The sequence below is a fragment of the uncultured Thiodictyon sp. genome (genome assembly GCF_903828115.1).
Lineage (GTDB): Bacteria > Pseudomonadota > Gammaproteobacteria > Chromatiales > Chromatiaceae > Thiodictyon.
On the sequence record NZ_CAIKKU010000684.1, the window covers coordinates 1 to 10,856 of the forward strand.

The 10,856-nt window shown below is 67.3% G+C and carries 10 protein-coding genes; 8 read left to right on the top strand and 2 right to left on the bottom strand.

Going from position 1 to position 10,856, the window contains the following annotated elements; all coding sequences use genetic code 11:
- Positions 1-429, bottom strand: a 429-nt coding sequence (locus QZY48_RS25875) for a helix-turn-helix domain-containing protein (protein WP_295436401.1), incomplete at its 3' end; no start/stop codon positions are given.
- Positions 377-643 carry a MerR family DNA-binding transcriptional regulator gene (locus QZY48_RS25880; protein WP_295436402.1) on the bottom strand — a complete coding sequence of 89 codons (267 nt, stop codon included), beginning with the start codon at positions 641-643 and terminating at the stop codon, positions 377-379. The genes QZY48_RS25880 and QZY48_RS25875, both read right to left, overlap by 53 nt.
- 101 nt (positions 644-744) lie before the next feature.
- Between QZY48_RS25880 and QZY48_RS25885 the strand changes: the two genes are divergently transcribed.
- The 8 genes from QZY48_RS25885 to QZY48_RS25920 form a co-directional block, all read left to right on the top strand.
- Complete coding sequence (locus tag QZY48_RS25885) at positions 745-1,086, top strand: hypothetical protein (RefSeq protein ID WP_295436403.1); 342 nt, start codon at positions 745-747, stop codon at positions 1,084-1,086.
- Positions 1,087-1,336: 250 nt separating this feature from the next.
- Positions 1,337-4,750 (top strand): EAL domain-containing protein, encoded by a 3,414-nt coding sequence (locus QZY48_RS25890; protein ID WP_295436404.1) that lies wholly within the window; start codon positions 1,337-1,339, stop codon positions 4,748-4,750.
- Positions 4,751-4,980: 230 nt separating this feature from the next.
- The gene (gene rraA, locus QZY48_RS25895) at positions 4,981-5,469 is read left to right on the top strand and encodes a ribonuclease E activity regulator RraA (protein WP_295436405.1); all 489 of its coding nucleotides are present in this window, start codon (positions 4,981-4,983) and stop codon (positions 5,467-5,469) included.
- Positions 5,470-5,479: 10 nt separating this feature from the next.
- Positions 5,480-7,228, top strand: a complete 1,749-nt coding sequence (gene aceK / locus QZY48_RS25900; protein WP_295436406.1) for a bifunctional isocitrate dehydrogenase kinase/phosphatase — start codon at positions 5,480-5,482, stop codon at positions 7,226-7,228.
- Positions 7,229-7,614: 386 nt separating this feature from the next.
- Positions 7,615-8,343, top strand: coding sequence for an RNA-binding domain-containing protein (locus QZY48_RS25905; RefSeq protein WP_295436407.1), 729 nt, complete (start codon positions 7,615-7,617; stop codon positions 8,341-8,343).
- Positions 8,340-8,549 (top strand): ATP-binding protein, encoded by a 210-nt coding sequence (locus QZY48_RS25910; RefSeq protein WP_295436408.1) that lies wholly within the window; start codon positions 8,340-8,342, stop codon positions 8,547-8,549. Before QZY48_RS25905 ends, QZY48_RS25910 begins: the two co-directional genes overlap by 4 nt.
- Before the next feature lie 645 nt (positions 8,550-9,194).
- Positions 9,195-9,737: a hypothetical protein gene (locus tag QZY48_RS25915; protein ID WP_295436409.1), complete on the top strand. Its 543-nt coding sequence runs from the start codon at positions 9,195-9,197 to the stop codon at positions 9,735-9,737.
- A gap of 73 nt (positions 9,738-9,810) precedes the next feature.
- On the top strand, positions 9,811-10,856 hold a 1,046-nt coding region (locus QZY48_RS25920; RefSeq protein ID WP_295436410.1), incomplete at its 3' end, for a choice-of-anchor X domain-containing protein.

A 10,856-nucleotide genomic window follows, 5' to 3' on the forward strand; every position in this document is an offset into this window, starting at 1 on the left:
CTGACGCATCTCGATCTTGGTCTTGAGCCGCTCAATGCGCAGTGCCTTGATGTCCACACTGAACTTGCTCGGCTCGCGCATGGCGAACGAGTCGTTTACGTCCTTCTTCTTGAACTGCGGGTAGCCGGGATTCTTGGCCTTCGCCTTCACCCGCCGGAAGAAGTGCTGGTAGGCGCGATCGAGGTCGTCAATCGCGTTGCGCGTCACCCGACTTGAGACTTCGGAGTACCACGGAAACTCAACGCGCAGGACCGCCATGTAATACTGATAGGCCGCGGCCTTCGACCACTTGACGCCCGGTTGGCTGAAGTGCGCCAGCAGTTGGTTGTAGCAATGCCGCCGCGCACCGCATGACTGATTGAGGTACGTCGCCTGTTCAGGCGTCGGCCGCAACTCGATCTTGTTGGCTATCAGCATGGTAAAGCCCAAGGTCTTCGGCGATTACAGCGGCGGTCGCTTGCCGTTCGGTCGGCGCGTGGGCGTCACCGATGGCCGTCAGGTCGGCCATCGAGTAGTACCGTGTCCCGCCCTTGGTTTTGCGTGCTGGAAGCAGTTCGCCGGTCGCTTCCCACTTGCGCAGCGCGACGGGCATTGAGCCAAGGATCGCCGCTGCCTCGGCAATCTTGACTAATTTCTTTTCCACAATGGCATATTATGGCAGGTTAGCGAAGATTTCAAGCAACAGCTACAAGCCCCTTCGGGCAGTGGCTGGCCTCGCTTGGCGGGACCCTGGGCCAACTGCTGATGCCGGCGATCTGTTGCGGCGTCCTGCTCGTCCAGACCCGTGACCCCTTCGGCGCCGCGGCGGCCCTGTGGTGGTTCGGCGAGAACTTCTTGGATATCGCCCCCTACATCAACGACGCGGGGGCGGGGGAATTGCCCCTGCTCGGCGGGAACTTCGGCCATTCGTCCCCCTACGGCTTCCACGATTGGGAATACCTTCTGGGTGAGACGGGTCTGCTGCACCTGGACCATGGCCTCGCCCAGACCAGCCGCCTGCTCGGCGTACTCGTCATGGTGCTGGCCCTGACCTGGGGAGCGTTGCTGCTGGTGCGCCAGTTGCGATACCTGAACAAACAAGACTGATCAGACAAGATGACCGTTGGTCGACTCATGCGCGCCTGTTACCATCGCGGCCTCTGAAGATCCCCATGGGCTGGCCGTCTGAGCGGCCCCACTCTTGATGACCGCGCGTGCCGTCGGCCCGATGGCGGCGCCGGCCCTTTGTACCGGATACCGACGCGATGTACTGCCGCAGCCCCAACCATCTGCCCGCCCCGGCTTGCGTTCGGTGTCGATGCCCCCGGCCCGGCGGACGCGCCGCGGGAGCGGCACTGTGAGACCGGCGGGGGACAATGGCCACACCGGCTGGGCGCCGGTCCTGTGGGTGCTGTTCACGCTGGCACTGTCGGTCGCCGCGGACCTGATCCTGCTGGAGCGCGTCGGCATCCCGGAGCGCGTCCTCGAGGCCCAGTCGCGCGCGGCGGAGCAGATTCTGTCGCGGCAGGCCACCGCCCTCGATGAGTTGGCGGGCGCTCGGCCGGGACTCCTGCGGGCGGTCCTGGGTCTGGATGCGGGGCAGCCCTTTCTGCGGGTCCTGGCCTTGGAGGACCCGGACGGGCGGGTGTTGACGGCCGTCGGCCCCGGGGCCGACGCGGGACCGAGCGCGGCCCGGGACCCCTTGTCCGCCGCCGAGGCGACCGGGGGCGCAGCCCTGGACCCAGGGGTGCGGCTGTCCCTGCAACCGGACCAACGGAGCGGGTTGCTGCGTGCATCCCTCGCTCTCGCCTCGGCCGCGCCCGGCCGGTCCGGCGGGCGGCTCTATCTGGAACTCGATCTCCAGGCGGCGCAGCAGGCGGCCTGGGCGGAGCGCCTCGCGCCCGCCGGTTGGCTGCCCTGGGTGTATGGGGGTGGACTGGCCCTGGCCCTGTCGCTCCTGTCGGTCCCCTACGGACGCTATCGACGCCGCGCCCGCAAGCAGCGCGATGCCGCCGGCCTGAGCGCCGCGGAGGCGGGCGCCGCGCCGCCGGCCGATGGGCGCAGCGAACTGACCGATCTGTCCGCTTTGGTCAATCAGCTGGGCCAGCACTGCGCCACCCAGGAGGTCGCCCGGCAGGACGCCGAGGCGCGCTGGGAGGCCGCCTTGTCCGTGGCTGGCGAGGGCCTCTGGGATTGGGACCTGACGACGGATCGGGTCTTCTACTCGCCGCGCTGGAAGGCGCAGTTGGGCGAGCCGCCGGAGGCGATCGGCGATGCCCTCGATGAGTGGACCTCGCGGATCCACCCGGATGACCTGGACGCCTGTCGCAGCGTCTTCGCCCGCCATCAGGCCGGCGTGGTGCCGGGCTTCGAGTGTGAGTTCCGGCTGCGGGCCAAGGATGATGCCTGGCGCTGGTTCCAGTGCCGCGGGCGGATCACGCGCCGCGACCCCGACGGGCGCGGGTTGCGCATGATCGGGACCCAGACGGACTTGACCGAGCGCAAAGAGGCCGAACGCACCCTGACCTATCTGGTCGGCCTGGAGACCATGCTGGTGGAGACCTCGCGCACCCTGCTGGCGGCCCAGCCGGAGGCGGTGGACCAGGTGTTGGACCGGGTCCTGGGGGCCCTGGCGCGGCGTCTGGAGGTGGAGCGCGCCTGTCTCTACACGCTGAGCGCGGACGGCCAGGGGCTCACCGCCACCCATGAGTGGTGCGCGGTGGACATCCCGGAGGAGCGCCTGGGCGCGGACGCCGTTGCGGTGTCCGCACTCCCCCGCTGGATGGAGACCCTGCGCCACGGGGAGGAGGTCCAGATCGACGACCTGGACCACCTGCCCGAGGCCTGGGGGCGGGACCGCGAGGTCCTCGCGGCCCAGGGTGTGTGCGCGGTCGTGGCGGTGCCGCTGCGCGTCGGGGCGGGGCTGGCGGGCTGCGTGGTGGCGGAGATGACGCGCGCGCCGCGCGGGTGGCGCGAGGGGGAGGTGCGCGCCCTGCGCCTCCTGGGGGACCTGATCGGCGCCGCCCTGGAGCGGCGCCGGTTCGCACAATCATTGATGGAAAGTCGGCAACGCATCGAGCAGGCGGCGCTCTTCGATCCCCTGACCGGTCTGCCCAACCGTGTCCTGCTGGCCGAGCGCATGCGTGCCGCCATGGGCGCGGCCATGGCGGGGGGGACGGAACTGGCCGTCTGCTCGCTGGATCTGGACGGCTTCAAGTCACTGAACGAGGCCCACGGCCAGGAGGTCGGCGACCTGATCCTGCAGGCCGTCGCGGCCCGGCTGCGCCAGCAGGTGCGCGAGAGTGACAGCGTGGCGCGCCTGGGCGGGGACGAATTCGTCCTGCTCCTGGGCGGCCTCGAGGACCCGCCGGCGTGCGCCCGGGTGCTCGATCCCCTGATCGCGGCCCTGGGTCAGCCCTACCAGGTTGCGGACCAGACGTTGCGGGTGACCGTCAGTGCCGGGGTCACCCTGTATCCGCGCGACGCGGCCGACGCCGACACCCTGTTGCGCCATGCCGATCACGCCATGTACCGGGCCAAGCAGCGCGGGCGCAATCGCTACCTCTTCTTCAATCCCAGCCGCGATCGGCGCGCCCGCGCCCGTCATTCCCAGTTGGAGCAGATCGGCGCGGCCATCGACGGCGACGAACTGGTGCTCTACTACCAGCCCCAGGTGGACATGCGCCGCCGCCGGGTGATCGGGGCCGAGGGCCTGGTGCGCTGGCAGCATCCGCAGCGGGGCCTGCAGCCGCCGGCCGCCTTTATCCCCCTCCTCGCCGGGAACGCGCTGCAGCAGCGCCTGGACTGGTGGGTGGTGGAGCGGGGTCTGTGCCAACTCACGCAGTGGCAGGAGGCGGGGCTCGACCTGTCGCTGAGCCTCAACATCTCCGCCCGCTCCGTTCAGGGCGAGTCGTTCGTCCAGGACCTGGGCGAGCGCCTCGCGTGCCACCCCGGCCTGGCGCCGGACTCGCTGTCGCTGGAGATCCTGGAGTCCGAGGCGCTGGTGGACCTGGAGGCGGTGGCCCGCGTCATCGAACACTGCGCGGGGCTGGGGGTATCCTTCGCCCTCGACGACTTCGGGACCGGCTATTCCTCTCTGACCTATGTCCGGCGCCTGCCGGCCCAGGTCCTCAAGATCGACCGGACCTTTGTGCGCGATATGCTGCGCTCCCCGGACGATCGCAACATCGTCGAGGGGGTGGTGGGGCTGGCCCGTGCCTTCCGGCGCGAGGTGATCGCCGAGGGGGTGGAGTCCGCCGCCCACGGGCTGATGCTGCTGCGGATGGGCTGTGATCAGGCACAGGGCTATGGGGTGGCGGAACCCATGCCGGCGGCCCTGCTCCCGGCGTGGGTGGCGGGCTATCGCTTTCCGCCCCTCTGGCGCCTGAGCCCGGATTTCGCCTGGTCCGGGGCGACCCTGGACCTGCTGAGCGCGGAGTCCGAGTATCGGGACTGGGTGGCGCGCCTGATCCGTGCCGTCGGCCCCGGCGCCAAGACCAGGCCGGCGACCCTGGAAGCCGTCCGCGGCGGCTTCGCCGACTGGTACGAGGGGGAGGGGCGCCGACTCTACGGCGGTCGGGACGACTTTCGCCGACTGGAGCCCCTGCACCGGGCGGTGTCTGAGCTGGGTCTGGCGCTGTGGGCGGCCCGCGACCAGGGGGAGCCGACCGCGGGCCGGATCGCGGACCTCGTCGCCGCCCGCGACCTGTGCATCATCGGTCTGCAGGCCCTGCAGGAGGGGGTGCTGGGCCAGGCGGCCGCGGCGGGTTGAGATCGCTTTCGCACCTGACATCCGGACCGGCCCCTGGTGTAGGGGCGGGTTTGAAACCCGCCCCTACGTCCGGCTATCACGTCCGATGGCTATATAATCGGTATTGCCCGCTTTAATTGTTTCCCAGGGACCGGTTCGCCAACAATCGGGCGCTTGGGGACCCTGCGCAAACGCCGTCCCTTGAACGTCATTGACGTTCATTTTGCGGACAATGACCGGATTCAATCGCCATGAGCTTCAAGACCGCCGACCTTTACGACCAGTTCGAGACCCGGGTACGGGTCTGCGACCCGCTGTTTCGCGACTTCGGCGGGCACCGCGCCTTTTGCGGCGCGGCGGTCACCGTCAAGTGCTTCGAGGACAACACCCAGATCAAGTCGGTCCTGGCGGAGCCGGGCGCCGCCCGGGTGCTGGTGGCGGACGCGGGTGGGTCGCTGCGCTGCGCCATGCTGGGTGACCTGATCGCGGCCTCCGCGGTGGCTCAGGGCTGGGCCGGGGTGATCCTCTACGGCTGCGTACGCGACACCGATGAACTCGCCGGGATGGCCCTGGGCGTCAAGGCGCTCGCCGCCAACCCGCGCAAGAGCCAGCGCCGCGGGGAGGGCCAGCGGGACCTGCCGGTCACCTTCGCCGGGGTCTGCTTCGCCCCCGGTGACTGGGTCTACGCGGACGGTGACGGCATCCTGGTCGCCGCCGCGCGACTGCACCCGGCAGACTAAAGAGGTAGCCATGGCCTGGACCGAGGCGAAGCAGATTGCGCAGACCATCCTGGATGGTTTCGATATCCATTACCAACTCTTCAGGGACATCACCGGCGGCGCGCGCGCGCGTTTCGAGGCCGCGGATTGGCACGGCGTCCAGGCCGCGGCCCGCGAGCGCATCAACTACTACGACCAGCGCGTGCAGGAAACCCTGCGCATCCTGCGCCGGGACTTCAAGCTCAATGACCGCGATGACCGGCTGTGGCGCCGGGTCAAGGTGGAATACCTGCGGATGCTGCCCCAGCACCGCCAGCCCGAGTTGGCGGAGTCCTTCTACAACTCGGTGTTCTGCCGGCTGTTCGATCGCCGCTATTACAACAGCGCCAATATCTTCGTGTGGCCGCTGTTCTCCACCGAACACCTGGAGGCGGAGAACCCCATCTACCGCCCCTATTACCCGGCACGCGACGGCTTCGTGCGGGTCTTCTCACGCATCCTGGACCGGCTCGGTTTCAGTCTTCCCTTCCGCGACCGGCGCCGGGACATCCGCAATCTCATGCAGGCGGTCCATGACCGCTTTCCGCCCAATCGCGCCCTGGCGCAGAACTTCCAGCTCGCGGTGCTGTCCGAGCCCTTCTATCGCAACAAGGGCGCCTACATCATCGGCAAGGTCATCAATGGGGCGGATCAGACCCCGTTCGCCGTCCCCATCCTTAATGACGAGCAGGGCGGGCTCTACATCGACGCCCTGCTGGCCGGCGAGGATGAGATCTCCGATGTCTTCAGCTTCTCCCGCGCCTATTTCATGGTGGATACCGAGGTCCCGGCCGCGGTGGTGGACTTCCTGCGGCCCCTGATGCGGCGCAAGACCAAGGCCGAACTCTATACCGCCATCGGCTTCCAGAAGTTCGGCAAGACCGAGTTCTATCGCGACTTTCTCAAGCACCTGCGCTATTCGGCCGACGCGCTGCAGGTGGCGCCCGGCATCCGCGGCATGGTCATGTGCGTCTTCACCCTGCCCTCCTTCCCCTTCGTCTTCAAGGTCATCAAGGACCGCTTTCCGCCGCCCAAGGAGATGACCCCGGCCAAGGTCAAGGAGAAATATCTGCTGGTCAAGATGCACGACCGCGTGGGGCGCATGGCCGACTCCTGGGAGTATTCCCACGTCGCCTTTCCGCTGACCCGCATCGCGCCGGAATTGCGCGAACAACTGGAGACCGAATGCGCCGACAGTCTGGAGGTGGACGGCGCCGCGCTCATCATCAAGCACCTCTATATCGAGCGGCGCATGACCCCGCTCAATCTCTATCTGCATACGGCGGACGAGGACGAGATCCTCCACGCCGTGCGCGAATACGGCGACGCCATCAGGCACCTGGCCGCCGCCAACATCTTTCCCGGCGATTTTCTCTATAAGAACTTCGGCGTCACCCGCCAGGGCCGGGTCGTCTTCTACGACTACGACGAGATCTGCTACCTCACCGAGTGCAACTTCCGCGAGATCCCGGAACCGCCCTATCCCGAGATGGAGATGTCCGCCGAGCCCTGGTACTCCCCGGGGCCGGCGGACGTCTTCCCCGAGGAGTTCGCCACCTTCCTGCTCACCGACCCGCGGATTCGCAGGATCTTCCTGACCCTGCACCGCGACCTGCTCGACCCCACCTGGTGGCGCGCCCGGCAGGCCGTGATCCGCTCGGGGCGCCTGGATGACATCTTCCCCTACCCGGCAGATCGGCGCTTCAAACGGCTCAAGAAGGCGCGGCCAGCCGCCGGGTGAAGGCCCCGGACGGGACCGTGAGAGTCGCGCGGCGACACTGTGGGAGCGGCTTCAGCCGCGACGAGATTTCGCGGGTTACCCGAGCGTCGCGGGTCACCGCCTCTGCGTGAGACCTCTTTAAGAATTTCACGCAGAGGCGCAGAGACGCAGAGAAGAATCGCGTCAGTCGGGTGACCGTGAAAGCCGCTCCCGCCGGGGGCTTTCATGTTTCGGGGTGCCGGACAAGCTTTCATGGCCGTTAGCCGGTGGCGGCTCCCTGCCCCGTAAGCCGGGCTGGCCGCTCACCAGCCTAGTCAGCGACCGCTGCGGTCCCCAGCCGTGCCGACAACCCAACCCAATCCATTCGGGACGGGATGAATACCCAGTCTCGTCAAGGAGCAGCGGGCATGACCCCAGAAGCATTGCTGCAGTTGATACGCCAGGGTGAGAATTCCGGCGTCGAATTCAAACGCGATGACCTGCGACCGGAACAATTGGCCCGGGAAGTCGTCGCCTTTGCCAATTTCCAGGGTGGCCGCGTACTGGTCGGTGTCGAGGACGACGGGACCCTGAGCGGCATTCAACGCCCGGACTTGGAGCGCTGGGTGATGGATACGGTCTTCGGTCGCACCGTTCATCCGCAACTGCTGCCCTATTACGAGGTCGTGTCCCTCGATGGCGGCATGCAAGTGGCGGTGGTGACGGTCTTGCCCGGCACGGCCAAGCCCTATGTCGTCCGGCACCATCAGCGCGAGGACATTGAGGACATCTATGTTCGTGTCGGCAGCACCTCGCGGCTGGCGACCAGGGAGCAGCAGGCGGCCCTGTTTGCCGCCGGCGGTCTGCTCCATGCCGAATTGTTGCCGGTCTCCGGCAGCACCCTCGCGGACCTGGATCGCGCCCGTTTGACCGATTATCTCGGCCGCGTCCTGACGGACGAGATACCCCAAGATGAGGCGGCCTGGCTGGAGCGCCTGTGCGGTCTGGGTTTCATGGCCGAGCGTACCGATGAGGTGCCGGTCTGCACCATCGCCGGCCTGGTCCTGTTTGCGCATCGCCCGCGCCGCCTGTTGCGGCAGGCCGGGCTGCGCTGGATGGCCTTCCGCGGGGACGACATGGACTGCAAAACGGGATGACCATCACCAAGATGCTCGCGGGCCAGCGCTCCGCGCGCAACCCGATCCTGGTGGAGGTACTGCGCGACTACGGCTATGTGGACGCCCGCGGCATGGGGGTGCGGCGCAAGATCGTGCCGCTGATCCGCGACTATACGGGCCGCGAGGCGGTCTTCGCGGCGAGCGATGATTTCCTGCGGACTACTTTGCCGGCCAAGCCGCCTTAGCGGCCGGGTCCATGAACCTAAAATCCGGCAATTGCTCTCACAAAGACACAAAGAACACAAAGAAATAAAATTATTGAGGGCGTTGAGCCGATCACCGCCCAGGTGGCCTCCTCGACCGACATATCGCCCTGAAAATCTTTGTGATCTTTGTGTCTCTGTGAGAGAACTGCTCTTCCTGGGATGAACCCAGTCGCTCGGTTGGGTGCAGCCAACGCAAGCCCCCGAGGACACCCCGGGCAACTCGCCCGATGCCGTCGTCGCCGAAAAAAACGCTTGACTTCAAGAAAGGCATTTTCTAGGCTAGTCCTAAGTTCACTCTATGTCCTCTGGAAATCCGACCACCTCCGGATCTCACCCGGTGCCGGAATGGACGTCTCGGTTCGCTCGTTCTGGTCTGTTTCGACGAGATCGTTCAGTATCTTACTGAGCGTTTGCAGCAATCCGGCCAGGCCGGGGCAGGCAAGTCACGCGGCGGCGCCGCGCCAATGACCGGGCTCAGTTGCGCTTTAGGGATTCGGGGGTTGCCCCCGGCATCATCAGAAAACGGGACAACGAGGGGTGGATATACGTCGCGCACAGTCACGAAGGGTGGTTTGTGCCCTGCTGCTTCTCTGGTTGTCGCCGTGCCTTGCCGCGGCGGCGACCATGTTCGACTTCGAGGGCTACGGCGACAGCGATCCCGTGACCGCGCTCGCTCCCGGCGTCGCGCTCACCAACGCAAAGGCCATCGTCGCTGGCCTGTCCCTCTCCGAGCAGGAGTTTCCCCCGCGCTCGGGGACGACCGTCGTCTTCGATGACGGCGGCTCGATCAGCATCGACTTCACCACGCCGGTCGTCGGCGTCGGCGGCTGGTTCACCTACGCCGCGCCCCTGACCTTTACGGCCTTCGATGCAGCCCTCGATGTCATCGGCACCGAACTCTCGCTGTACAGTTCCAACCTCGCCCTTTCCGGCGAGACCGGCAGCGTGCCGAATGAACTTCTCGGCATCGCCTCGTCGACCGACATCTTTCGCGTCACCATCACGGGCGACCCCGCCGGCGGCTCCTTCGTCCTGGACGATCTGACGGTTGAGTTTCGCCAGGGCAACGGCGTGCCGGAACCCCCGGCGATGGCCCTGATGGCGGCGGCGGTCCTGGCACTCGGGCGATCCCGCGTGCGGGCAAGGCGGCGGCGCCCCATGCGTTAACCCGGCCATCGGCTCGCCCCGAGCGAGCCCCCGGCACTCAGCACTACACATCCGATCCGGCCCAGGGAATTCCATGAGAACTCCGCGCCTCCTTCGCCTGTTGTTCTTGCCATTGTTGCTGCTGTGCCAGGGTATGGCCCTGGGCGCCTATGTGGACAACGTCCTATTGACCCCCGCCTCGGCACCGGTCGGCACGGCCGCCACGGTGCGTGTCACCGCGCGGATCGCCGACCCGACGGTGGTGCCCAACTCACTGAACCTGCAACGGGTAGACCCCCAGGGTCGCGCCGTCCTGGTCGGCGACCTGCGCGACGACGGACTCGCGGGCGACGAGGCCGCCAACGACGGCACCTATTCACTCCAGTTCACGGTGATGGAGGAACGCCCGGGTCCCTTGACCTACCGGGTCTCGGCCGGGGTGCGGGGCAAGCTGCTCCGGGTCTTCTCCAACCCCGCCACCTTCAACGTCACCGGCGCCTTCGGCACCGGCGTCAGCATCACCCAACCCGCTAACCTGGTCTTCGTCAACCAGAGCCCGGTGATCGTGGCCGGAACCACCGGCGACCCCAACGCCGCCGTCACCGTCAACAGCATCCAGGCGACCAAGAACGGCACCGCCTTCCAGACGACGGTACCGCTCCAGGAGGGCAACAACACCATCACCGCGGTCGCCACCAACAGCAACGGGACCGACAGCACGACCTCCATCCAGGTCACCCTGGACACCACCCCGCCGCGGGTCACGGTGGACTCGCCGCCCAACGGGTTCAGCACCACCGAGCCCGGCATCACCGTCTCCGGCATCGTCAACGACATCGTGGTCGGCACCGTCAACAGCCAGCAGGCGCGGGTCACCGTCAACGGTGCCGCCGCAGCGGTCGTCAACCGCACCTATGCCGCCGCGGTCCCGTTGCAGTTGGGTCAGAACAGTATCCAGGTGGTCGGCCGCGACCAGACCGGCAACAGCGCCACCACCTCCGTCACCGTGACCCGGCAGGCCGTCACCGAACCCTATATCCGGCTCGTCTCCGGCAACAACCAGAGCGCCGCCATCGGCGCCGCGCTGCCCGCGCCCCTGATCGTGCAGGTCCTGAACGGCACCACCCCGGTGCCCAATGC

What these genes read in the sequence shown, in the direction of transcription:
- QZY48_RS25910 (WP_295436408.1), top strand. Translation starts at nt 8,340, where the DNA reads ATGACCATCACCAAGATGCTCGCGGGCCAGCGCTCCGCGCGCAACCCG.
- aceK (WP_295436406.1), top strand. Translation starts at nt 5,480, where the DNA reads ATGGCCTGGACCGAGGCGAAGCAGATTGCGCAGACCATCCTGGATGGT.
- QZY48_RS25915 (WP_295436409.1), top strand. Translation starts at nt 9,195, where the DNA reads ATGTTCGACTTCGAGGGCTACGGCGACAGCGATCCCGTGACCGCGCTC.
- rraA (WP_295436405.1), top strand. Translation starts at nt 4,981, where the DNA reads ATGAGCTTCAAGACCGCCGACCTTTACGACCAGTTCGAGACCCGGGTA.
- QZY48_RS25905 (WP_295436407.1), top strand. Translation starts at nt 7,615, where the DNA reads ATGACCCCAGAAGCATTGCTGCAGTTGATACGCCAGGGTGAGAATTCC.
- QZY48_RS25885 (WP_295436403.1), top strand. Translation starts at nt 745, where the DNA reads ATGCCGGCGATCTGTTGCGGCGTCCTGCTCGTCCAGACCCGTGACCCC.